This window comes from Pedobacter sp. 22226, from assembly GCF_052045455.1.
Classification (GTDB): domain Bacteria; phylum Bacteroidota; class Bacteroidia; order Sphingobacteriales; family Sphingobacteriaceae; genus Pedobacter; species Pedobacter jeongneungensis.
This window is the reverse complement of the sequence record NZ_JBQEPB010000005.1, coordinates 63,659-87,020: the sequence shown is the minus strand read 5'-3', so window position 1 is coordinate 87,020 and position 23,362 is coordinate 63,659. Positions and strand designations below refer to the sequence as shown.

The following is a 23,362-nucleotide window of genomic DNA, read 5'->3' as shown; positions in this document are numbered from 1 at the left end:
TTCATATTATTTTGATGCTATAAAAGGGCAATCAAAGCAGTCCACCCGGTTTGATGGCTGGCGCCTAAACCTTTTCCGTTTTCACCGTTAAAGTATTCGTAATATAAAATGTAGTCTTTAAAATGTTCGCCGTGATTTAACTTGGGATAACCTCCAAATACCGCACGCTCACCTTTATCATTTTTGAGGAATAAATTTTTCATCCTTTTGCTCAATAAATCTGCAATTTCATTTAATGAAAAATATTCGCTTGATCCTGTTGGATATTCTACCCTAAAATCGTCTGTATAATATTCGTGAAAGTGTTTTAAGGCATCAACCAATAAATAGTTTAAAGGCATCCAGATTGGTCCGCGCCAATTGCTGTTGCCACCAAACATGCCTGTATCGCTTTCCGCAGGAATGTATTTTACAGAATAATCACTTCCATTTAACCAATAACAATACGGATGCGTTTCATAAATTTTGGAAACCGACCGGATACCATAATCAGAAAGAAACTCGTTAGTATCCAGCATTCTGCGTAAGAGCATTTTCATCCTGTGGCCGCGCAAAAGTGAAAACAAGTGTTTATCATTTCCGCTTGTATCTGCCCAATGACTCACCAGCTGCACCAAATCAGGCCGCTGAAGCATAAAAGCCTCCAGGTGAGATCTCAGTTTTGGCAAGTCTTTCCAATCTTTATCGCTAAAAACAATTACCGCGAACATGGGGATTAAACCAACAAGAGAGCGAAGGCGTAACCGATCCCAGTTTCCATCGGGATTACGTAATAAATCGTAGTAAAAACCATCATGATCATCCCATAAACCAACTTGATGATCGCCCATATTATCAATTGATCCGGCAATGAATAAAAAATGTTCGGCAAATTTAATCGCCATATCTTCGTATAATGGATTATGTAGAGCAAGTTCTATACTTATTTGAAGCATATTAAGAGCATACATGGCCATCCAGCTGGTGCCATCTGCCTGCTCTAAAAAACCACCACCGGGCACAGGCTCACTTCGGTTAAACACCCCAATGTTATCAAGCCCCAGAAAGCCGCCTTCAAAAATATTATTCCCCTCGCTATCCTTTTGGTTTACCCACCACGTAAAATTGAGTAGCAAACGCTGAAACACCTCTTCTAAAAACTTTAAATCACCGGTTCCTTTTATTTTCTTATCTACCAGGTACACCTTATAAGAAGCCAATGCATGTACGGGTGGATTTGCATCTGTAAAATCCCACTCGTATGCGGGTAACTGTCCGTTAGGATGGATATAACTGTTGTTTAATAACAATCGCAATTGCTGTTTGGCAAAATCCGGATCTACAGGTGCAAGCGCTATGCAATGAAAGGCAAGGTCCCAGGCGGCAAACCAGGGGTACTCCCATTTATCAGGCATTAGAATAATATCATTGGCCATAAAGTGGCTCCAATGGTAATTTCTGCCACATGTTCTTTCATTTGCAGGTTTAGGTAAGCCGGCATCGCCCTTTAACCAGGTATTTACATCATAATTATAATACTGCTTATTCCATAAAATACCTGCCCAGGCTTGTCGTTGCAGCATTTTTTCTTCATCACTACTATTTGCAGCGTATTTATCAGCATAAAACTCATTGGCTTCCTTTTTACGATCTTCAAAAATCTGATCGTAATCTTCAAACGGCGCTTTTAACTGGATACCGCTTAATCTTAATTTTATGCTTATACTTTGTTTTGCAGGGATAAGCTTTGTATAGTGAACCGCAACTTTGGTTCCTGTTTTAGCAGGGTTTACCGCCTTTTTATTTCCATTTATCAGGTAATCGTTTATGCCATCTTTTACGAAATCTGATGCATTGGCCGATTGATACAAACGTTCATTATTGGTTTCGTCGTCGGTAAATAAAAATTCGGGGCCGCCATCTGTATAACAATATAATTTACCTTGCTTTTCTGAATGCAAAAGCAATTTATTTTTTCCTATACTGCTAATTGCAGGTTTAGCAGTAGCACCATTCCAGCTCCAGTTGTTACGGTACCATAATTGTGGTAAAATATGAAGCCCGGCATCTTCGTTACTTCTGTTAAAAATAGTGTAGTTAATGAGCAGATCATCCACATCATTCTTTGCATAACTGATAAAAACATCAAAATATTTATCTTCATCAAATATGCCTGTATCCATCAATTCAAATTCGGGTTCCTGCCTGGATCGTTTGGCATTTTCTTCTACAAGCCTGGAGTAAGGGAAAGCAGACTGCGGATATTTATACAACATTTGCATGTAGGTATGCATGGGGGTATTATCCAGATAATAATAAAGCTCCTTAACATCCTCTCCATGATTTCCCTCTCCGTTATTCAAACCAAAAAGCCTTTCTTTTAAAATAGCATCCTTTCCGTTCCACAAAGCTAATCCTACACAAAGCAGCTGCTGGTCATCACTTATACCTGCTATTCCTTCTTCGCCCCACCTAAAAGCTTTGCTCCTTGCCGTATCGTGCGTGGTAAAATCCCAGGCATTTCCATCAGGGCTATAATCTTCCCTCACGGTTCCCCACTGGCGCTCGGTAACGTACGGCCCCCACTTAAGCCATGCTTTTTGATTGGCGTATTGTTGATTAATCCGGTCTTGCTCTGCCTTGCTCATATTTAAAATTAACTAATGGTGCATTTGCTAAACTTACTTATTACCAGCTTGCTTTCAGCTTATCAATATCGGGTTAAATATCAACGATTAAAATAAATATATTCTAAGGCTTAAGTCATGAAATTGGCAATAAAATACAAACCTTTTGGTTTCAGAAACGTTGTTTAAGTGAAATTTAATCTTATTTCTATGAAAACGAGCATCTATAATAAGGAAGAACATACTGAAGGTTATGTAGGACAGGATAATCAGCAGGAAGAAAAATCGGATGTACAAAAAGCTTACGAAGCCGGTAATGATGTAAATGAGGTAACTGCTTACGGAAAAGAACCAAGTGAATTGATTAAAGGAAACCCAGCTGCAAAAGATGGCTTTGATAATTCGGGTACACAAGGTAAAGATTCACTTAGCGATGATACATACAACAGTGCAGACAAGCATCCTACTGTAAAAAGTGCAGAAAGCCATACCGGAAGTCCATCTGATGATTTTAAAAACAAATCGGGCCTTAATGAAACAGATGAAGACCATGCGTTAAATACAGGAATATAATTTTTATGGGATTATTAAAATATGCCATTTTAGGCGCAGCAGCAGTTTACGGGTTTAAATATGCTACTAAGAAAAGAGCTACAGACGGGAAATCATTAGTTGATGATTTTAAAGAAAAAGCTCCTGAATATGTTGATCAAGTTAAAAACTATGGAGAGCGGATCAGGCAGGATTATTCGCAGACTAGTGATTTATACTGACAGCTTGAGACAAACCAGAAAGACATCAACAATTGACATATATCAATAAATATATGATGATTGCTTTTGTAAATTGGTTATAAATCGTTGAAATTTGCGCCGCTGTAGGATTCGCGACAAAGATTAACTAAAATCAGAGACTAAACGATTTGAGGGCAATTGCCCCTTGATTAACGCATTTCAGTTGTGGAATCCTAATTAATTTCCATCTGCCGGAAAAATGCATCAATATTATTAGGGGATTATTCTATATGAATATTCCCTTTTAAATCATTCATTTACTGATCTTTCCCACTGATGCCTTTATCTGCATCTTTATTTCTATTCCCAATATCCTCATTCTGACTTAAATTAGAATTTTTAAGCTCTTTATTAACATCATGAGCAGCACCATCAGTTTTCGCTAAATGCGTTTCGTTTGGCTCATCCTTCCGCCTAAAATCAGTACGTTTATGCCCGTAGGTAGCCTCTCCATTGTCCCAGTCTATTTCCTCATCACGATCAATACCCAGTTGTGGATCTATTTCCTTTTTCTTATTCTCATCATTCATTTCCATAGTCGCATTATTTTCAGGTAATTCTATTCTTAACAACAATTGAAAAGATGAAAATGTTTAAGAGATAAGCGATTACTATTTAACCCCTTTACTCTGGTCTATTTTGGTATCGCTATCGAGGTCATCCTTGCTTGATCCATTTTCTTCACGGTGCTTGGGTGGTTTTTCCATTCTGCTTTCTTCCAGTTCAGAGAAATCGCTACCTTTCTGATTGGCTACTTCTCCGTGTGAAGATGGTTTCTTTTTCTGTTCTTCTTCCGGGCTGGCAAAATCCTGTCCCTCTACAGGCAGTTCTTCGTGTTGATTTTCGTCTTTATTCATAACAATTAAACCGAACTCACCCGCTTTTGTTTGAAAAAGGCCGGGCATAAAAAAAGGCCGCAATTTTCATCGCGACCTTTTTTGTTTTTTTTAAATCAATTAAACTTTGATTTCAACTTCAACACCACTAGGTAATTCAAGTTTCATTAAAGCATCAACTGTTTTAGAGTTAGAGCTATAAATATCCAATAAACGTTTGTAAGCGCACAATTGGAACTGCTCTCTGGCTTTTTTGTTTACGTGTGGAGAACGTAATACAGTAAAGATTTTTTTCTCTGTTGGAAGTGGAATCGGACCACTAACCACTGCACCCGTAGGTTTAACAGTTTTTACGATTTTCTCAGCAGATTTATCTACCAAGTTGTAATCGTAAGATTTTAATTTAATTCTGATTCTTTGGCTCATCTTATTTTTAATTATGGCTTCCTGTTAGAGCTATTAACAACAGAAACCGGATTTATCATTTTTAGTAGCAAGTATTTTTGTATCGAGTATCAAGACTTAATGCAGGTCTTGATACTTAATACTTTATCTTGATACTAGTTAGTCTTCAGATTTTACTCTTCCTTTAGACTTAGCAATTACTTCGTCTTGTACGTTTTTAGGCGCTGGCTCGTAGTGATCAAATTCCATTGTAGAAGTTGCACGACCTGAAGTGATGGTACGTAACTGAGTTACATAACCGAACATTTCTGAAAGTGGAACCAATGCTTTGATTACCTGAGAACCATTACGGGTATCCATACCTTGTAACTGGCCACGACGACGGTTCATATCACCGATAACATCACCCATGTTTTCTTCAGGGGTTAAGATTTCGATTTTCATGATTGGCTCCATCAAAGATGGTCTACATTTAGGTAAAGCCTCACGATATGCCATACGGGCAGCAAGCTCGAATGATAAAGCATCTGAATCGACTGCGTGGAATGAACCATCAATCAAACGTACTTTCATATCAGGAAGCGGATAACCAGCTAATACACCATTCGCCATTGCAGAAGCAAATCCTTTCTCAACTGAAGGGATAAATTCACGAGGAATTGAACCACCTACAATTTCGTTTACGAACTGTAAACCGCCTTTTTCGAAGTCTGCATCAATTGGAGAGATTACCACTTTAATATCAGCAAATTTACCACGACCACCTGATTGTTTTTTGTAAACTTCACGGTGTTCTGCTGTACCGAAAATAGCTTCTTTGTAAGCTACCTGTGGTGCACCCTGGTTAACTTCTACTTTAAACTCACGTTTTAAACGGTCGATTAAGATGTCTAAGTGAAGCTCACCCATACCAGAGATAACTGTCTGACCAGTTTCCTGATCTGTCTGAACCCTGAACGTAGGATCTTCTTCAGCCAGTTTAGATAAGCCCATACCTAATTTATCAACGTCAGCCTGAGTTTTAGGCTCGATAGCTAAACCGATAACCGGCTCAGGGAATACCATCGATTCAAGAACGATAGGGTTTTTCTCATCACATAGTGTATCACCAGTTTTGATATCTTTAAATCCAACTACCGCAGCAATATCACCAGCAGCCACATTAGGAACCGGGTTTTGCTTGTTAGCGTGCATCTGGAAGATACGTGAAATACGCTCTTTACTTTCTGAACGGGTATTGTAAACGTAAGAACCGGCTTCTAAGTTACCTGAGTAAACGCGGATAAAGCATAAACGGCCTACGAATGGGTCAGTTGCAATTTTAAATGCTAAAGCTGCAAATGGCTCTTCAATGCTTGGTTTTAATAAAACTTCAGCACCAGTATCAGGATTAGTACCAACAACACCTTCAGAATCTAAAGGCGAAGGCAATAATTCCATCACGTAATCCAACATGGTTTGAACACCTTTGTTTTTGAAAGATGAACCACAAACCATAGGAACGATTTTAGCATCTAACACAGCTGCACGTAAAGCGTCTAAAACTTCACGCTCAGTGATGGTATCTGGTGCTTCGAAGAATTTCTCCATCAAAGACTCATCATAATCAGCAACTGATTCTAATAATTTTTCTCTCCACTCAGCAACCTCATCAATCATATCATCAGGAATTGGCACTTCAGTAAAGGTCATACCTTTATCATGCTCGTTCCAAACGATACCACGGTTGTTGATCAAATCAACCACACCTTTAAACTGATCTTCAGAACCGATAGGTAATTGCAAAGGAACTGCATTACTACCTAACATATCTTTAACCTGTTTAACAACTTTTAAGAAATCTGCACCAGAACGGTCCATTTTGTTAACGAAACCGATACGGGCAACGTTATAGTTGTTTGCTAAACGCCAGTTGGTTTCTGATTGAGGTTCAACACCATCAACAGCAGAGAACAAGAACACCAAACCATCCAATACACGTAACGAGCGGTTTACCTCTACGGTAAAATCCACGTGTCCCGGTGTATCGATAATGTTCATGTGATAGTTCTGGTTTCTGTATTTCCAGTTAACCGTAGTTGCAGCAGAAGTAATGGTAATACCACGCTCTTGCTCTTGTGCCATCCAGTCCATTGTTGCAGCACCTTCGTGCACTTCACCAATTTTATGGCTTACACCAGCATAATAAAGAATACGCTCGGTTGTTGTGGTTTTACCCGCATCAATGTGAGCCGCGATTCCAATATTTCTTGTAAATTTTAAATCTCTTGCCATTGTATTTAATTAGAGAATGATTGAATTAGAGAATGAGCGAATGGTTAAAAAAACATTCATTCATTCAAAATTCAATCATTCAAACATTTTTATTATTAGAATCTGAAGTGAGAGAACGCTTTGTTAGCCTCAGCCATTTTGTGCGTATCTTCTTTCTTTTTAACAGCAGCGCCTTCACCTTTAGCGGCAGCTACGATTTCACCAGCTAATTTCTCTTTCATCGTTTTTTCACCACGACGACGAGCATATAAAATTAACCATTTCATACCTAAAGCTGTTTTACGCTCTGGTCTAACCTCAGTTGGAACCTGGAAGTTAGCACCACCAACACGACGAGATTTAACCTCTACAGCTGGCATAATGTTAGTTAATGCACGTTTAAATACCTCTAAACCGTTTTCACCTGCTTTTTTCTCAGCAATTTCAACAGCATCGTAAAAGATTGAATAAGCGATAGATTTTTTTCCATCGTACATCATGTTATTTACAAAACGGGTTACCTGAACATCATTGAATTTTGGATCAGGAAGAATAATTCTCTTTTTTGGTTTTGACTTTCTCATTTCTTATTTCCTCCCGATTATTTCTTTTTACCTTTAGTTGGCGCCGCAGCTACTTGACCTGGTTTAGGACGTTTAGTACCGTATTTAGAACGACGTTGGTTACGACCAGCTACACCTGATGTATCTAATGCACCACGGATGATGTGGTAACGTACACCTGGTAAATCTTTAACACGACCACCACGGATCAATACGATAGAGTGCTCCTGTAAGTTGTGACCTTCTCCAGGAATGTATGCATTCACCTCTTTACCGTTCGTTAAACGAACACGGGCTACTTTACGCATTGCTGAGTTTGGTTTTTTAGGGGTAGTGGTGTACACACGTGTACATACACCTCTTCGCTGTGGACAGCTGTCCAACGCTGGAGACTTACTCTTGAACTCCAGTGCTACTCTACCTTTTCTAACTAATTGTTGAATGGTTGGCATTGTGCTTTTTTATGTTTTTTATTTAAAAAATTTACCGCTCCCCCGGCATCTTCACAGATAGCCCATAAAACGGACTGCAAAAGTAGAACAATTCTTTTTAAAAATCAAGGGGTTAGCGTAAAAAGTTTGGAGACGGGAGTTTTTAGTTGGGAGTTGGAAATTAAGGGGTTATAAATGAGTTGGCAATTGATAGTTTTCAGTTGGCAGCTTTTCATTTGCCGGGGTACGAAATAAATTCGTCACCTCTACTGGAAAGCAGCGGAGAGATCTACCTCGAGATAGATTTAGCTAAAACAAATTAATTACCTCAGTTACAATCCTTAAAACTATCTTTAAGCACTTTTAACTTAGCTACCGCCGCTTCTAGTTCTTTCGGTGCTTTACCGTACTCGTAGATAATTTTATATTGTTTGCCATCGGCATTGATCGAAATCCATTCGGCTCCGCCATCGGCACAATCAGGGCAGCCGATTACTTCGGGCAGGTTCGAAATCTTATTGATGTTGAGTTCGCTTTTGATGGCATCTATATCTGCTTCCGAAATTGTTTTACTACAGGTTTTGGTATCGGCTGGCTGGGCATTTTTCGATTTGGAAAAGGTAAGTTTTAAGTCGCTGATCACTAAACTGCTGGAGCAATAACCCACGCACATGCCAAAAGATGAACCGTAGGTAATGTTGTTCAGGTTTTTGATGCTGCCTTTTTTACAGCCCGAAAAAGATAATGTTAATATAATGGTGAAAATAAATAGTAGCGTTTTCTTCATAGATAACAGGATAAAATATCACTCAAAGATATTGTTTATCAGTTAATAAACTATACAAAAGAGGCTTTAAACAAGGAAAGCGATCTTAATTAAGATCGCTTTCCTTGAATTTACCATAATTTTAGAGTTTCACATATCCTTCAAAATTAGCGAGGCAAGGGTAACTGGCACCTTCTAGCAAAGTAATTTTGACGTAACGGATCGGAGCTGTTGGCGAAACGGCAAATTTTTGCTCATTAACCGTGGTCGGATTAAAATTCCGGTTATCGCCCAATTGGGTAAAAGTTGTACCATCTACACTTCCCGAAATAGAAAATTTGCTAAAACCTTGTTTCGGGTCGGTATGGGCGTTAAGGCCGATGTAAGAAAGTAAACTCGCCTTTTTCATATCAACAATAATCCAATGCGGGTATGGATGTAACACATCGTAATCGACCTGCCAAAACGAGGGAACTTGTGAATCATCAGGTATCGGGCTTTTGGTAGATATAGGATCTACAATCATTGAGGCCAGGTTCAATTCATCGCCCGGAAAATTTACTTCGCTCGAAGCTGTTGCCGTCCACCCTGTTTGCTCAATGCAATATCGGTAAGCGGTTTTCTTTCCTGCAAACCAGTTACGCTAAATTCTGCTAAAAAAGTAATATTACCCGTTTGCGTTGCAGCTTTTTCTAAAGCGGTTAACTTAAGGTAACGCACATTCCTTGCCGGCGATAAGGTAAATGCCTGTTCGGTATAAGTGGCAGGATTAAACGCAAGCTCGCCAATAGCGGTAAAACTGGTTCCATCATTACTGCCTTCCAATCTGAATTTGGTAAAACCTTTCGGGTCGCCCTGTTTTGTAGTTAAACCGATTTTTGTTACTACGGTCTGTTTTTTCATATCGATTAATAGCCAATGTGGAAATGCAGCTGTAGCATTCGAACTCCAAAAGGTATCCGTATTACCATCTAAAACAGTTGCCGGAAGGTTAGCTGTTTCCTGACTGGAGGCTGTAGCACTCCAGCCTGTACGGTCTAACACAACCTCTTCTAAATTGGAAGTCAGCTCGGCACTCTTCTCCTTTTTACAACTTATTGCCAAACCTGCAAAAAGAAGGTAAATGACATATATTTTTATATTTTTCATCTCTTTAATTTTGATTTCAATGGTGATAAAGCCATGATTGTTACCATAAATGCACTAAGGATTTTGCGTTAGGTTTTTGTTATTGTCTATCTCGTATTGCGGAACATAAAAAATAACACGGGCATCAGTTGGCAAAATGGTTTGCGTAATGTTGGTATTGGGAGTGTTATTTAAGGCATGGGTACCCGGATAGTTTCTTGTCATTGGTCTGTTGTTCCTGAACAAATCGTAAGCGCGCTGTCCTTCAAAAGCAAATTCGAGTCTGCGTTCTTCCAAAACTACATCCAAAGCTGTTTTATTTTCTGCAGCAATGCCTGCAAGCGTTAAAACGGGGATTCCGGCTCTCGTTCTGATCAGGTTTACATCATCAAGAGCCAGTTGCGCATTGCCCAGTTTGGCATTTGCTTCAGCTTTGTTCAGATACATTTCGGCCAGGCGCAGGTAAACCGGCGAGCTTAAATTTGCAATTCCTTCCTGCAAATTATATTTGGTTACATAATACATCGGCACATTTGGCGCAATCTTGGTATTTACCTGCAATACACCGTTAATTTTGTAAGGAGCAATAAAACTGTGCCTTAAATCTGCAGGATTTTTATCCAGCTCTGCCACATATTGCTGAGAAGCATAAATTTCGCCATAACCGGTATTGCCCTGCGCACCCGGGGTAGATAAAGCACCCGGTGTACCGCTATAATACATGGAGCCGATGGCGCCAAAATCCTGATCTTCTGTTTTGGTATAACGAATGGCAAAAATAGTTTCCGAATTGGCTTCAGGTGTTTTAGTAAAATAACTGGCATAATCGGCTCCCTGAAGTAATTTATAACGACCGGAAGCAATTACCAGATCAGCATATTTTATCGCATTAGCATTATCGCCCATATTTAAATAAATACGTGACAGCAAAGCATAGGCAACTTCTTTAGAAGCAAAAATGTCTGCTTTTGCTACAGTCATTAAATCGGCTGCTTTTAATAAATCGGCAATGGCAGCAGCATATACTTCTTTAACTGTATTTCTTGCCGGAGTGCCCGCGGGTACACCTTCTTTTAAGATGGGAACACCCGGATTTTCGCCGTTACCCTGTGTATATGGTCTTCCAAAAACGCGAACCAGGTTAAACTCCATCATTCCTTTCAGGTAAAGATTTTCACCTTTAAGCTGCTTTAAATCCGCACTCGAATTATCCGGAATAGCTGCTATAATCTTATTTGCAGCAACAATAACGTAATAAGCCTGTTTCCAAAAGTTAGCGCCGTGTGTTCCTGTAGGAATGTGGGTATAACGGTAGCACCTTGAAAGATCATCAGAAGATGGTTGTCCCTGGGCCACATTATCCCCTTGAAATTCTGTTAAAAAATGGGCACTGCGCACATAGGTCGCATTCCGCAATACCGCATAAGTGCCAATCGTTGCAGTCTCGATATCACCAGGATTTGTCAATGCAGATTCGTCATCAATCGCTGTTGATGGTTTTACTTCCTTTTTACAACTACTTACACTAAAAATCAGTGCAAGTGCAACTATATATATTTTAATTTGATTCGCTTTCATTTTTTCCTCTCCTATAAACTAATGTTTACACCAAACAATATTTTTTTGCTGATCGGGTATCTAAAACTAGAACTACCCGGAATAACATTGGGATCATTATCATCTGGTGCAAGTACAACCTCAGGATCTATACCCGAAAACTTGGTCCCTGTCCATAAATTATCTCCGCTAACAAAAATTCTGGCACTACTTATTTTAATTTTACTTAACCAGCTGGCTGGAATCTGATAACCGAGCGTAATGTTGCGCAAGCGGATATAACTTCCATCTTCCAGGTAACGTGATGATTGCTGATTGGAATCGTGGTTACCACCTAACACCGGTTTTGGGTGTGTGGCAATATCTCCAACTTTTTCCCATCTGCTCCATCCCGATTTTAATACCATGGCATTATAGCTTTCGTACAAGCCATCGTTATCAAAATAAGCACGGCTATTGTTGTAAACCTCGTTACCGTAAACAAAATTGAAAAATGCACTTAGTGAAACACCTTTATAGCTAAAGGTATTGGTAAAACCACCGGTAAATTTTGGCGAGGCCGATGTACCTGTATATTGGCGGGTAGCCTGTGAGTAGGTGTTGGTTACCGCAATATGGTTTACCCCGTCTGCATCAGTGATCACTTTTTCCCATAGCGGATCGCCATTATTCGGATCTACACCTGCCCATATCGGCATTTTGTAATCGTAAATATCGTGCCCTACCGCTTTAGGTTGCGAACCACCCGGTGTAATGGCATCTTTTCCCTCTGTTAAGCCTAAAATTGTATTGCGGTTAAAGGCCATATTTAAATTGGTTTCCCATTTAAATTCTCCGGTAAAATTTTTAGTGGTTAAATTGAACTCCAGACCTCTGTTCTTTAATGCCCCAACGTTTTGAAAAATATAACCGTAACCATCGGTTGATGGCAAAGGAACTTTAAACAATAAAGCATTTGAGCGTTTATCATATAAATCAACTGTTAAATCTATCCTGTTCCAAAAACCGATATCAAAACCAATGTTAGCCGTTTTTTGCTTTTCCCAGGTTAAATCAGGATTGCCTTTCTGATCAGGCCTTGCCCCTGGCAAACCACCATAACTGGCCGATGCATCGATGGCATATAACCCTAATGAAGGATAATCGCCAATTTCGGCATTACCTGTTGTACCATAACTGGCTCTTAACTTTAAGAAACTAATTGTTTTAACGTCTTTCAAAAATGTTTCATTACTTAAAATCCACGATGCTCCTAACTGATAAAAATCGCCCCCACTTTTATTCAAACCAAAACGTGATGAGTTTTCGTGCACAAAAGATGCTATTGCAAAATATTTACCTGCATAGTTATAATCAACCTGGCTTAAATATTTACTAAAATTGTATTCATTGGTTCCACCCGATGGATTGCTGATAATATCAGTTGCAGTAGACATTACTGGACGGCCCGCAGGAAGATTTTTCCCGTTTGAGTAAGCGTCATCATAGTACGATTTTTCCGCTTCGCCAACTGCCAGTACGGTTAAATGGTTTTCGCCAAAGCTGTTTTCATATTTCAGTCTGTTAGAGCTTAACAACCTGTTTTTGTAGGTGGTAGAATTATAAAGGGAGCCATTAGTTGCTCCGCCCTCTTTGGTTCTTTTATCGTAATAATCTACAGCAAACGTGTTGTAAAAAGTGGTTCTGTTATAACTGGAGAAAGTTAAGTTTTTTACAATGTTATAATCTAAATTCACATCGGCACTTAAATTCAGGCTTCTTTGGTAAGAAAGATTGTACTGCGTAGAATGAAGAAAGTTTTCTACATCGCGGCCTTTCCAAGTTGGTGTAATCCGCGGATCAACCGGTGTACCATCGGCATTGTAAGCAGGGTCGAAAGGAAGGTTTAAATATCCATCGCCCAAAGAATTACTGTTGGCGTAATTATTTCTTGTAAAAACTCCATTTAGCAATAAACTTAATTTTAGTTTTTTAGTTAACTGGCTATTCAGGTTTGCACGCAGGTTATATGCATTTTTGTCATTATTAACCACTGTTCCCTGCTCCCTGTAAAAATTACCGGCAACATAATACCGTGTTTTTTCGGTACCTCCTGAAGCAGATACAGTATAGTTTTGAGTCATACCGTTCCGCGTTGCCAGATCCCACCAGTTGGTATCATTTTTTAAAACCGATGGATCTGGATTGGAAAATGTTTTTTGATAATCATACAATTGCTGACTGTTCATTAATTTGAAATTACCGGTTGAAGGAGAGTTAAAACCTACCGTTGAACTGAATTCTATTTTAGCTTCGCCTGCTTTACCTGTTTTGGTGGTAACGATAATTACCCCGCTACCTGCACGCGACCCATACAAACCAGTTGCAGCAGCATCTTTTAAAATGGTAATCGATTCTACATCATTGGGGCTATAGGTAGCACCTTCGGTACCGTAAGCGCCGAGAATATTTCCATCAACCACCAACAAAGGTGCTGTACCACCATTGATACTACCAATACCTCTTATTGTCATTTTAGGTGCAGAAGTTGGATCGCCGGAGCCAGAAGAAACCACTACGCCAGGGGCTTTACCCTGAATCATGGAAATTACATCGTTAGATGCTACCCCTTTTAACTTTTCGGCAGAAATTATCGAAACGGAACTCGACAATTCGCCCTGCTTTTTTGATGAGTAACCCACTACAACCACATCGCTCAGGTTGTTATTTTCTTCTTCGAGGCTAATGTTGATTGTAGTTTTGCCCTGCACAGGAATTTCCTGTGTTTTATAACCTACAGATTTAATGATCAAAATGCCATCGGCAGGTACAGTGATTGCAAAATTACCAGCTCCATCGGTAGAAGTGCCTATAGCCGGATTGGATTTTAATGTAATGGTTGCCCCGGGAACCGGTCCTGATTTATCGGTTATTTTTCCTTTAATGGTAATATCGGCAAAATGGTTTGGGGCCATTGCCCTGGGATTAAGGGTTGTGTAATGGTTTACATCGGCAAAAGCTTTACTTTCGTTAAGCCATAATAAGCCAACTGCACCAAAAATCAGTAAAGATTTGATCTTCATGTTAATGTTGTTTTAAGTTAGTTGATAGGATGTGGCGAGATAATTCAGATTTCTTCTTTTTAAATCATAGGCTAACTATCTTTTTTATGCATAAGAATTTTAGGATGTTGTTGCTCGCTCGTTGAAAAAAGAAGGGCGTATTGAAGCGGGTTAACCTTCATATTTTCTCTTTCCAAACCTAATTTAAGCGATTTAAAACGCACAAAAACTTCAAACACCACGCAAACGTTTGATTATAAATAAAGAAATAGGGCGATTTTATAACTCTTGCCGGGTGGCAGCAGAAACTTGATACAGGAACTCCTTTTAATATTATTGAAACTGTTTTTTCGAATCAATAATTCAGGAAATCTGTATAAGAAAACAGATGAATACCATTTGCTAAAAAAACTAACAAACGTTTGCGTTAAGATTTTTTACCTAAAAGAAATAAAAATACCCCTAAAATCAACTTTGAAGAATAATGAGAAGGGGAAATGAATTAGTGCCCGGGATTAGCAATAAGTATTTGTGGATGTTGGTTTATTTTTGAAATAATATTTGAAAAAACCTTGTCCCTACTTTCAGCCGGACTTTCGATATGGGTTTTGATAATGAGATCTGCATGTATTGCAGGCTCGAACCTGGCACTAACGCCTGTAAAATTTTTAATCAGGTTTAAGCCGGCATTTTTGTATAAACCTTTCACATCTCTTTTTTGGCAGATGACCAGCGGACAATCTAAAAAAACTTCAAAGTACTGTTCTCCGATAATTTCGGCAGCCAATGCCCGGTGTTCTACCAATGGCGTAATAAAAGAACAAATGGTAATGATATTACTTTTTAACATCACTTTGGCAATTTCTGCGGCCCGCCTGATGTTTTCTGCCCGATCTGATTCGCTAAAACCCAGGTCTTTATTAATGCCCGTACGAAGTACATCGCCATCTAATGTCACTGTAAAATAACCTTCACCTTCCAGCTTTTCTTTTAACAAGGTAGAAATGGTTGTTTTCCCAGAACCCGACAGGCCAAAAAGCCAGATTACGATTCCGTTTTGACTGAGGCCATCAAAGCCTTTTTTAGATTCGGTTTGGAGAGACATTACGTTAACCGTGATTATTTAGCGAAATAAAAAATTAAATATACAAGGCTAAATTTATATTAGCACTTAATATATTCAAAAATAGAAAAAGCCCTTACATTATCTTCTGATTGAAATGTTAAGGGCTTTTCCAGTTTACGATTTGCAGTTCACCGTTAATTAACCGTACTACGCGGATTACTTCTTTCGTTATTTGCCCCTACTTTGGTTAATTTGTAATTTAACGAAAGGTAGAAATAACGGGTAATGTTATTGTAACGCACATCTTCTATCCGGCTGCTGTTTACAATCCTATCGATGCTGGTATTCTGGTTTAAAATATCAAAACCTTTTAAGCTCAGGGTTACCCTTCTTTTCATCAAATATTTATTGATCCCGGCATTAAGCAAAAAATAATTGTTGTTAAATCCATCGGCACGGCCTGCAGAACCAATGTGGTTTACATCAGCCTCTACCCTTAAATCTTTTATAAATTCGTAACTGAGGTTCAGGGTGTTTTCCAAACTGAAATATTTGTTGTCGATAGCCGACTCAGCCGTGTTGTTTACTTTTGTATAACCCACATAAGCAAAAATGCCGGCATTAAATTTATCATCTATATCGTAACTCCAGTTAATATTCGGACCAATTTCGAACCTGTTGGTTATGTTTTTAGCACCGCTGATTAAGTTTGTTCTGTGTTCCGTAAAAAAATTCGCGCCATAATTCATTCTTAAACCTTTAAGTTTCGATGGCATTCCGAAATAGGTTCCTGCACGCAGGTAATAGTTGCCATTTACGTTAATGGGTTTTACCGTTTGGATACCATTATTATAGGTAATATCATTCCCGGTATCGTCAAAAGCCAGGTTATAGAGGAAATATCCATTCCAATAATGGTTATTATCAGGACTGAAAGTATTGAAGTTTACCGATAAACGGTGATTTTTTCTTGCTTCAAGATCAGGGTTACCAATTCTTTGATATAGCGGATTGGTATTGTTCTGTACGGGTTGGAGATCCGTAACCGAAGGTAAATTAACACTCGCCCGGTAATTAATGGCAATGGTTTGGTTGGCCTTATTCTTAAAATTAACCGTTAAACGCGGCAATAAATTGTAATACGATTTTTCGATATTGCCAATATTTGCGCCAACATTATTAAATACGTTGGCATTTAACAAACTCTCCTGTGCATTTAACCCGAAGTTATAAGTCCAGTCTTTTCCGGTGTAAATAAAACCTAATCCAGCAACTTGTTGGGTATTACGGTTATCAAAAGTATTGGTTAAGGAGGGCACAATGGTTTCGTAGCGATCGGTAGTCGGGTTATAATCAAAAGTGATCTGCTGCGCATCAACAATGCTACGCGTATAACCATAAGCCAGGTTGGCGCTCCATTTTTGATTTAACTGCCTCGCATAATTTCCGTTTATGGTATAGGTTTTTGAAGCATTTTCCTGATTGGCCTGTTGGTTGATATTGGTAACGGTAATGCCGCCATTAATATATTGATTAAGCAGCGATTGATTTAACCAGTCAGAATTAAAGGTATTCTGTGTACCATTTAAACGAAGCGAAAATGAACCTTTTTTATTGGATAATCGCCTCAGTACGGTAAACTCACCAAATAACGATGGAGTAAAATTATGCTGGTTATAATACTGGGTTCCATCATTTGCTTTACCCGTAGCATCAAAATTAGCATTAAAAATACGGTTGTTGATGTTGGTGGTATTATTCAAAATTACATTCGGGCGGAAAACCATATCTGTTAACGAATCGGGATGATATTCTGCCTTAAAATTGAAACGGTGTGCCTGGTTATCGCTGTTGCGGTCGGTATTATCCAAAGTACGCAAGATATCACCCGAGCTTAAATCCTGAATATTGGATAATTTATTGCCCAAACCGGAAGAGAAATAAGTAAAATAACTGCCGCTAATGGCTAGTTTATTGTTTTTGCCCCAGGAGTTGCTGTAATTTACCCCGCCACTATGCGTAGTGTACAAACCAATGGCATTGTTATCAAAAACACCGCTGCCGCCAATGGTGGTTTTACCATTATTGCTATTAATCGAGAAACTTCCGCCTGCCGGTGGAGCAAAAATATTACCGATGTTGCCCCCGCTGAAACTGCTCAGGTCATCGTAACCAAAACTGGCATCGTTCGTATTGTTGCTCATGCCCAAAACGGCAAATTGCAGGTTCTTATTAAAATGGTTAGCACTTAAATAACTTCCATATTTATCGGTTGTTCCACCGGCAAGGTTAGCATTACCAAACCAGCCTTTTTTCTTGTCTTCTTTAATGGTGAGGTTCAATACCTTTTCGCGCTGGCCATCATCAATTCCTGTGGCTTTCGCTTCCTGCGTTTTGCTGTCAATCAGCTGTACTTTTGCAATGGCATCGGCAGGCAGGTTTTTAGTTGCGGTTTTTGGGTCGGTACCAAAAAAGTCTTTACCATCAACAGTTAAGCGGGTAACTTTTTGTCCCTGCACCAAAATACTCCCGTCTTTATCAACCGTTACACCCGGGAGTTTCTTTAAGAGATCTTCTACCGCAGCATTTGGTCTGGTTTTATAGGCATCGGCATTAAATTCCAGGGTATCTTTTTTTACCGTTGCTGTGGCATAACGACCGCTTACCGCAACATCTTTTAAAGCGATGGCGTCTTCTTCCAATTTTAAAGTGCCAAGGTTGATCGCCTTTCCGCTCACACTGATGTTTTTGGTGATGGAGTTATATCCCATTGCCGAAATTCTGATTTTATAATCGCCATTGGCCACTGTATTAAAAGAAAATTCCCCGGCTTTATTGGTTACCACCCCTACTTTTTTGGTTGAATCGGCTTTATTCGATAAAATAATTCCTACATATTCAATAGGCTGATCTGTTTTTCTATCAATAATTTTTCCATTTATATTACCCGCCTGTTGTGCGAAGACTTTCGTAGATAATACGCACAGCAATATCCATAAATAGGTTTTCATACTTAAAATTGTCTTTTTTGTTGGTTTGTTTGATTCACCTTTTTTAAGGTTTCAACTATAAGACACCAAAAAGTGGAAAGTGTGACAAAAAAAATATATTTTTTTTCTTCAGAAGTTTAGAAGCCTGAAAAACCTGGAACTTAAAAATTCTGTCAAGCTTCGTTGCAAGAGAATTTGCTAATGAAAAACTGATATCTAAACATACTCAGCAGATTTCTCCACTGCGCTCGAAATGACGATTTGCCGATAACTATCAGACAATAAATAAAAAAGTCTTCCGGTTTTACCTGAAAGACTTCTCTTTTTTAAGCTTTAGCTACTTTCTTTGCATGCTTTTTATGATGGTGTTTTTTATGGCCTTTTTTGGTTTGTGATTTTTCTGTTCCTGCTTTTGCCGGAGTTGTGGTTTGAGCGCTTACGGTATTAATGGTAAAAGCGGCTACCAGGGCGATTACTAAAACTTTAATTGCTTTCATTTTTACATTGATTAATGATGAATAAACCTTGTTATTTTGTTTATTAAATCTCGAAAATCAATGTGAAGAATGCATGAATAATCAATTATTGAATGACAGAATTAGAGAATGAGTGAATGCAAGAATAATTGATTGAAATTTAGCTTTTTAAGGTAAATCGAATGAGAAAGTATAATTCAGTCTTTTGCCACTCAAAACGTATTCAGAAACTACTTTTCCATCTACCAGAATTTTGTACTCGCCTTTAGCGTCTGTTGCCGCAGTAGCTAATGTTTTAAGTTTGGCGTGGGTACCTGATTTTAAGACTACTGTTTTTTCCCAGGTGCCAATCACCTCTTTTAATTCTGTTTCTTTTCCACTTTCATTTGTATAAGCTACATCAGCTGTTAAGCCGTTGCCAAATTTAGCCTGATACACAACATAATAAGTTTCTTTTTTTGGAACATCAGCTTTTCCACCCGAAATTGAGTAAATTGAAGTCATTACTCCAAGCGCACAGCTGCTTAACGCAAACGTTAGTAAAAAACAGAAGAAAATATTTTTCATTTGATATGGTTTAGATCAAGATGACGACGGTTTTAAAGGAAAGGTTGCAAGGGGAGGGAGAAATGATTGAATGATTGAATGACTGAATGACTGAATGAGAGAATGACAAAATGAGAAGAATGATTGGATGACAGAAGGATCGAATGAGAGAATGTTGGATTAAACTAGCCCATTCAAAATTCAATCATTCCTTCATTCAAAACTCAATCATTCTAAATTCTATCATTTATTAAACGTATCGAGGTATAACTCCTCAACTTTTTTTCTGGCCCAGGGCATTCTTCTTAAAAATTTTAAGCTTGATTTTATAGATTGATTATTATTAAAACAATCGATTTTGATTAATGATCCCAGTTTTTCCCAACCATAATGTGTTTGGAGATCGGTTACTATTTTCTCTAAGGTGATACCGTGTAAGGGATTGTTTTTTTGCTGTTCGGCCATAGCACAAAGTTAAGGCAAATTACCGGGGTTTATATTGTGCCATCCAAACATTTGCACCTCCACAGTCCGGATCGTTTACTTTGTGTTTAAGCACCTCAAATTGGTTTGACTGGAGCAAATTCTGATATTCGGTGGTATTTAATGAAGCATGAAAAAGATTTTCGCCACCATTTATACCCCACACTTCTCCCCTTTCAGTACCTGAAGTGAAAAGCAGAATACCATTAGGTTTTAGGTGCTGTCTAAAAATACGGAACATATCGGGCTGATCATCTGCAGGGAGATGAAAAAAGCTGTGCCAGGCAACAATTGCATCGAATTTTTCGACAAGTTCTAGTTCACGCATATCTTTTAACAGAAAGCTGGTGGATGGGAAATTGATTTTTGCGAGTTCGATCATTTGCTTACTGGCATCAACTCCTAAAACATTTACATGATGGTTAATAAAATATTCCAATATGGGTTTTCCATCACCACAACCTAAATCCAAAACTTTCGCATCTTGTGGAAGGTTCTGAATGATCTCGTTTAAATAAACTTTTTCCACCGAATCGGCATAACGGTTTTCGGCAAACCAACGACCTATTTTATTGTAAACTTTATAAACGTTTTTTCTTTCTCCTTTTTCCATCTGTATCATGCTTTAACAATGCCGGATTAATAATATTTTATTGGAAACTAATGTACAATGGTTCTTGGCAAATGCAGTCCTGCCATCTGCTTTATTTCGTTGCACTTCATGCCCGCTACTGTCAGGTTTAGAATGAAAAGTCTGCTCCCAGCATGGCGCTAAATAGCGGGGCCGCACCACTCCCAAAAGAACAGAACCCTTCATTTCCAAAATAATATCGGTTTAATAATAATTCTAACCGGATTTATAAATTAACCAACAGCCACGGCATCAATTTCAATCAACATGCCTTTTAAAGCCAGCCTTTGTACCGGAATAAGTGTATTAACCGGAAATTTCTGATCGGGCCATATTTTGTTCGATTCTTCGATCAGCACATGATGTTTATCCTCATCATAATCAACCACCAATGTTGTCAACTTTGCAATATTAGCCATGGTTAAATTTTTGCTTTTTAAAGCTAAGGCAATATTTTCGAAAACAATACTTACCTGCGTCCTAAAATCATTGCTTAGAATGCCGTCTGTTCTGCTCCCGCCCTGGCCGGCAACAAATACCAGTTCACGATCGGCCGGAACGGAGGCAAGGTGAGAATAAGCATGCGGACGGGGATCGTATATGCCAGCGGGATTGGTAATTTCTAAAGTCGGTTTTTCCATATCTGTAAATTTTATAATTGCTAAATTATCCGATAGTTTACAGTAAACCGTCGGTAGTTTGCAATAAAAAACCTCCTGATCTTTTAAAATCAGGAGGTTTTTGCATTATTTAAAATAAGCTTAGTTGCCTGTAGCGGTCCATGTATCGTTATCAGGATTTGAATCCGGCAATACTTTATCCGGATCTAAAATAACCGACTCAATTTCTTCTGTAGTTGGGTAACGTACCAACCAGCTGGTGTTTTTCATCCAAACATCAACCGGAACTTTAACAATTTCTGTTTTTCCACTTTTGGTTTTGATCTGAAGGATGATCGGCATCGGCATTTTTTCGAGGTTCACAACTTTGATGTTATAACCCACCAGTTTATCGTCTTTTTTAACAGCCTCAACAGTTGCAATGCCCTGATCCATTTTCCAGCTATTTAACCACCAGCTTCTCCAGAACCAGGCTAAATCTTCACCTGCCCCATTTTCCATCGAACGGAAGAAATCAAACGGTGTAGGATGTTTAAATGCCCAGTTTTTAATGTACTGGCGGAAAGCATAATCGAAACGATCTTCGCCGAGGATCTGGTTTCTTAAAATATCCAGGCCCCATCCTGGTTTACTGTATAAGTTAACGCCGATATTTCTCTCGGTCATACCATCAGGCATTTGCATAATGTTTTCGTAAACCGGGTTACCGATTACACTTTTACCAATTCTATGTAAATCAGCAGGAGGACCGGCATATTCGCCTTTATTAAAGTTTTTCTTAGAAATACCGTTGATAAAAGTATTAAAACCTTCGTCCATCCAGCCATATTTACGTTCGTTAGAACCTACGATCATCGGGAACCAGGTGTGACCAAATTCGTGATCGATTACCCCCCAGGCACCTGCTTTTTTAGCTGTCCAGCCGCAGAAAACAATTCCAGGATATTCCATGCCACCAATGTTAGTAGCCACATTAACAGCCATTGGGTAAGGATATTCGAACCATTTTGACGAATAATGTTCGATGGTTGATTTTACATATTCTACACCACGGCCATAAGATTCAACACCATTACTTTCTACCGGTTGTGCAGAAACGGCCAAACCGGTTTTACCGCTAGGCAGTTTATATCTTGCAGCATCTAATACAAATGCTTTTGATGAAGCCCAGGCTGCATCGCGTGCATTGGTGATTTTAAATTTCCAGGTTAATTTATCTTTCGCCGGACGTGATTTCGGATCGGTTATTTCTGCTTCGCTACGGATGTGTACAGTAGCATCACTTAGCTTAGCCGCGTTCCATCTTTTTAATTGCTCTGGTGTAAATACTTCGGCAGGGTTTAATAATTCACCCGAACCCATTACGATATGGCTTGCCGGTGCAGTAATGGCAAAATTGATATCGCCATATTCGCAATAAAACTCTCCACCGCCCCAATAAGGCAAAGTATTCCAGCCGATTACATCATCATAAACACACATGCGTGGGAACCATTGCGCAATGGCAAAAATTTCACCGTTTTTGGTGGTTAAATGACCGGTTCTGTCTGATCCTTCTTTAGGTACAATGTATGAGTAATCCATTTTTATGGTTACAACATCGCCGTTAGCTGCCAAAGGCTGATCTAAACGGATCTGCATACGGGTATCTTCAACTATAGATGTAAATTTTACCGCGCCAGCTTTTTGTGCTACACTGATGTTCTGGATTTTATAGCCACCATCAAATTTTTCGCCCTGCGCACCATAACGGCTGCGTGAAGGGGTAATGGCATAACCACGTGAAGTTTCTTTAAAAGTATTCTGATCTAGCTGTAACCATAAATAGGGCAATTTATCAGGACTGTTGTTTTTGTAAGTGATGGTCACCGTACCGCTAACCATGTTCTTGGTTTCATCGAGGTTGGCGGTAATGTTATAATCTACATGGTTTTGCCAGTATTTTGGCCCTGGTGCGCCAATTGCCGAGCGGAATTCATTTCCGTTTTGGGTGTAAAATAGTGGTCCAAAGGCATCAGCGGGATTATAGTTTGTTGCCGGGGCAGGGGTTGTAGCCTGTTGGGCTGATGCTGAAAAAGCAAAAACACAACAAACCAAACCAAAATTAATCAGTTTAGTCAATTTCATGATAATAATAAGGTTGTAATACGGCGGTAAATATAAAAAATAA

The 23,362-nt window shown here is 38.9% G+C and carries 22 protein-coding genes; 2 read left to right on the top strand and 20 right to left on the bottom strand.

Going from position 1 to position 23,362, the window contains the following annotated elements; translation table 11 throughout:
• Positions 1-17: 17 nt before the first annotated feature.
• Positions 18-2,627, bottom strand: a complete 2,610-nt coding sequence (locus tag ACTJKC_RS12500) for an MGH1-like glycoside hydrolase domain-containing protein (protein ID WP_440792344.1) — start codon at positions 2,625-2,627, stop codon at positions 18-20.
• A gap of 189 nt (positions 2,628-2,816) precedes the next feature.
• On the opposite strand from ACTJKC_RS12500, the gene ACTJKC_RS12495 reads away from it, so the two are divergent.
• Entirely contained in the window at positions 2,817-3,179 is a 363-nt protein-coding gene (locus tag ACTJKC_RS12495; RefSeq protein ID WP_440792342.1) for a hypothetical protein, read from the top strand.
• Positions 3,180-3,184: 5 nt separating this feature from the next.
• Complete coding sequence (locus ACTJKC_RS12490) at positions 3,185-3,379, top strand: YtxH domain-containing protein (RefSeq protein WP_440792340.1); 195 nt, start codon at positions 3,185-3,187, stop codon at positions 3,377-3,379.
• A gap of 278 nt (positions 3,380-3,657) precedes the next feature.
• Here the strand turns inward: ACTJKC_RS12490 and ACTJKC_RS12485 are convergent, their stop codons facing one another.
• The 19 genes from ACTJKC_RS12485 to ACTJKC_RS12395 form a co-directional block, all read right to left on the bottom strand.
• Positions 3,658-3,936, bottom strand: coding sequence for a hypothetical protein (locus tag ACTJKC_RS12485; RefSeq protein WP_440792338.1), 279 nt, complete (start codon positions 3,934-3,936; stop codon positions 3,658-3,660).
• Between the two features lie 75 nt (positions 3,937-4,011).
• Positions 4,012-4,257 carry a hypothetical protein gene (locus ACTJKC_RS12480; protein WP_344852718.1) on the bottom strand — a complete coding sequence of 82 codons (246 nt, stop codon included), beginning with the start codon at positions 4,255-4,257 and terminating at the stop codon, positions 4,012-4,014.
• 99 nt (positions 4,258-4,356) lie between these two features.
• The gene (gene rpsJ, locus ACTJKC_RS12475) at positions 4,357-4,662 is read right to left on the bottom strand and encodes a 30S ribosomal protein S10 (RefSeq protein ID WP_008244591.1); all 306 of its coding nucleotides are present in this window, start codon (positions 4,660-4,662) and stop codon (positions 4,357-4,359) included.
• A gap of 138 nt (positions 4,663-4,800) precedes the next feature.
• Positions 4,801-6,915 carry an elongation factor G gene (gene fusA, locus ACTJKC_RS12470; RefSeq protein ID WP_344852717.1) on the bottom strand — a complete coding sequence of 705 codons (2,115 nt, stop codon included), beginning with the start codon at positions 6,913-6,915 and terminating at the stop codon, positions 4,801-4,803.
• A 95-nt stretch (positions 6,916-7,010) separates the two neighbouring features.
• Complete coding sequence (rpsG, locus tag ACTJKC_RS12465) at positions 7,011-7,478, bottom strand: 30S ribosomal protein S7 (protein WP_025145241.1); 468 nt, start codon at positions 7,476-7,478, stop codon at positions 7,011-7,013.
• A gap of 17 nt (positions 7,479-7,495) precedes the next feature.
• Positions 7,496-7,909, bottom strand: a complete 414-nt coding sequence (rpsL, locus tag ACTJKC_RS12460) for a 30S ribosomal protein S12 (protein WP_008244597.1) — start codon at positions 7,907-7,909, stop codon at positions 7,496-7,498.
• Positions 7,910-8,216: 307 nt separating this feature from the next.
• The gene (locus ACTJKC_RS12455) at positions 8,217-8,675 is read right to left on the bottom strand and encodes a hypothetical protein (protein WP_440792334.1); all 459 of its coding nucleotides are present in this window, start codon (positions 8,673-8,675) and stop codon (positions 8,217-8,219) included.
• Positions 8,676-8,796: 121 nt separating this feature from the next.
• Positions 8,797-9,180: a discoidin domain-containing protein gene (locus ACTJKC_RS12450; protein WP_440792332.1), complete on the bottom strand. Its 384-nt coding sequence runs from the start codon at positions 9,178-9,180 to the stop codon at positions 8,797-8,799.
• Positions 9,181-9,212: 32 nt separating this feature from the next.
• Positions 9,213-9,803, bottom strand: a complete 591-nt coding sequence (locus ACTJKC_RS12445; protein ID WP_440792330.1) for a discoidin domain-containing protein — start codon at positions 9,801-9,803, stop codon at positions 9,213-9,215.
• Between the two features lie 54 nt (positions 9,804-9,857).
• A complete protein-coding gene (locus ACTJKC_RS12440; protein ID WP_440792328.1) occupies positions 9,858-11,360 on the bottom strand; it encodes a RagB/SusD family nutrient uptake outer membrane protein in 1,503 nt (500 codons plus the stop codon).
• Between the two features lie 11 nt (positions 11,361-11,371).
• A complete protein-coding gene (locus ACTJKC_RS12435) occupies positions 11,372-14,401 on the bottom strand; it encodes a SusC/RagA family TonB-linked outer membrane protein (protein ID WP_440792326.1) in 3,030 nt (1,009 codons plus the stop codon).
• Positions 14,402-14,882: 481 nt separating this feature from the next.
• Positions 14,883-15,485: an adenylyl-sulfate kinase gene (gene cysC, locus ACTJKC_RS12430; RefSeq protein ID WP_440792324.1), complete on the bottom strand. Its 603-nt coding sequence runs from the start codon at positions 15,483-15,485 to the stop codon at positions 14,883-14,885.
• A gap of 155 nt (positions 15,486-15,640) precedes the next feature.
• Positions 15,641-18,457, bottom strand: coding sequence for an outer membrane beta-barrel protein (locus ACTJKC_RS12425; protein WP_440792322.1), 2,817 nt, complete (start codon positions 18,455-18,457; stop codon positions 15,641-15,643).
• A gap of 305 nt (positions 18,458-18,762) precedes the next feature.
• The gene (locus ACTJKC_RS12420; protein ID WP_162800006.1) at positions 18,763-18,933 is read right to left on the bottom strand and encodes a hypothetical protein; all 171 of its coding nucleotides are present in this window, start codon (positions 18,931-18,933) and stop codon (positions 18,763-18,765) included.
• 147 nt (positions 18,934-19,080) lie between these two features.
• Positions 19,081-19,479, bottom strand: a complete 399-nt coding sequence (locus tag ACTJKC_RS12415; protein WP_440792320.1) for a hypothetical protein — start codon at positions 19,477-19,479, stop codon at positions 19,081-19,083.
• A 222-nt stretch (positions 19,480-19,701) separates the two neighbouring features.
• Positions 19,702-19,923 (bottom strand): VF530 family DNA-binding protein, encoded by a 222-nt coding sequence (locus ACTJKC_RS12410; RefSeq protein ID WP_440792318.1) that lies wholly within the window; start codon positions 19,921-19,923, stop codon positions 19,702-19,704.
• 19 nt (positions 19,924-19,942) lie between these two features.
• On the bottom strand, positions 19,943-20,554 hold the full coding sequence (locus ACTJKC_RS12405; RefSeq protein ID WP_440792316.1) for a class I SAM-dependent methyltransferase: 612 nt from the start codon (positions 20,552-20,554) through the stop codon (positions 19,943-19,945).
• Between the two features lie 251 nt (positions 20,555-20,805).
• Entirely contained in the window at positions 20,806-21,213 is a 408-nt protein-coding gene (locus ACTJKC_RS12400; protein ID WP_440792314.1) for a RidA family protein, read from the bottom strand.
• Between the two features lie 120 nt (positions 21,214-21,333).
• Entirely contained in the window at positions 21,334-23,319 is a 1,986-nt protein-coding gene (locus ACTJKC_RS12395; RefSeq protein WP_440792312.1) for a M1 family metallopeptidase, read from the bottom strand.
• Between the last annotated feature and the right edge of the window lie 43 nt (positions 23,320-23,362).

Coding starts and splice junctions, on each gene's coding strand:
- ACTJKC_RS12425 (WP_440792322.1), bottom strand. CDS start 18,457: ATGAAAACCTATTTATGGATATTGCTGTGCGTATTATCTACGAAAGTC.
- ACTJKC_RS12480 (WP_344852718.1), bottom strand. CDS start 4,257: ATGAATAAAGACGAAAATCAACACGAAGAACTGCCTGTAGAGGGACAG.
- ACTJKC_RS12415 (WP_440792320.1), bottom strand. CDS start 19,479: ATGAAAAATATTTTCTTCTGTTTTTTACTAACGTTTGCGTTAAGCAGC.
- rpsG (WP_025145241.1), bottom strand. CDS start 7,478: ATGAGAAAGTCAAAACCAAAAAAGAGAATTATTCTTCCTGATCCAAAA.
- rpsJ (WP_008244591.1), bottom strand. CDS start 4,662: ATGAGCCAAAGAATCAGAATTAAATTAAAATCTTACGATTACAACTTG.
- ACTJKC_RS12420 (WP_162800006.1), bottom strand. CDS start 18,933: ATGAAAGCAATTAAAGTTTTAGTAATCGCCCTGGTAGCCGCTTTTACC.
- fusA (WP_344852717.1), bottom strand. CDS start 6,915: ATGGCAAGAGATTTAAAATTTACAAGAAATATTGGAATCGCGGCTCAC.
- ACTJKC_RS12435 (WP_440792326.1), bottom strand. CDS start 14,401: ATGAAGATCAAATCTTTACTGATTTTTGGTGCAGTTGGCTTATTATGG.
- ACTJKC_RS12490 (WP_440792340.1), top strand. CDS start 3,185: ATGGGATTATTAAAATATGCCATTTTAGGCGCAGCAGCAGTTTACGGG.
- ACTJKC_RS12455 (WP_440792334.1), bottom strand. CDS start 8,675: ATGAAGAAAACGCTACTATTTATTTTCACCATTATATTAACATTATCT.
- ACTJKC_RS12400 (WP_440792314.1), bottom strand. CDS start 21,213: ATGGAAAAACCGACTTTAGAAATTACCAATCCCGCTGGCATATACGAT.
- ACTJKC_RS12440 (WP_440792328.1), bottom strand. CDS start 11,360: ATGAAAGCGAATCAAATTAAAATATATATAGTTGCACTTGCACTGATT.
- ACTJKC_RS12410 (WP_440792318.1), bottom strand. CDS start 19,923: ATGGCCGAACAGCAAAAAAACAATCCCTTACACGGTATCACCTTAGAG.
- ACTJKC_RS12405 (WP_440792316.1), bottom strand. CDS start 20,554: ATGGAAAAAGGAGAAAGAAAAAACGTTTATAAAGTTTACAATAAAATA.
- ACTJKC_RS12485 (WP_440792338.1), bottom strand. CDS start 3,936: ATGGAAATGAATGATGAGAATAAGAAAAAGGAAATAGATCCACAACTG.
- ACTJKC_RS12495 (WP_440792342.1), top strand. CDS start 2,817: ATGAAAACGAGCATCTATAATAAGGAAGAACATACTGAAGGTTATGTA.
- ACTJKC_RS12395 (WP_440792312.1), bottom strand. CDS start 23,319: ATGAAATTGACTAAACTGATTAATTTTGGTTTGGTTTGTTGTGTTTTT.
- ACTJKC_RS12450 (WP_440792332.1), bottom strand. CDS start 9,180: ATGATTGTAGATCCTATATCTACCAAAAGCCCGATACCTGATGATTCA.
- ACTJKC_RS12500 (WP_440792344.1), bottom strand. CDS start 2,627: ATGAGCAAGGCAGAGCAAGACCGGATTAATCAACAATACGCCAATCAA.
- rpsL (WP_008244597.1), bottom strand. CDS start 7,909: ATGCCAACCATTCAACAATTAGTTAGAAAAGGTAGAGTAGCACTGGAG.
- cysC (WP_440792324.1), bottom strand. CDS start 15,485: ATGTCTCTCCAAACCGAATCTAAAAAAGGCTTTGATGGCCTCAGTCAA.
- ACTJKC_RS12445 (WP_440792330.1), bottom strand. CDS start 9,803: ATGAAAAATATAAAAATATATGTCATTTACCTTCTTTTTGCAGGTTTG.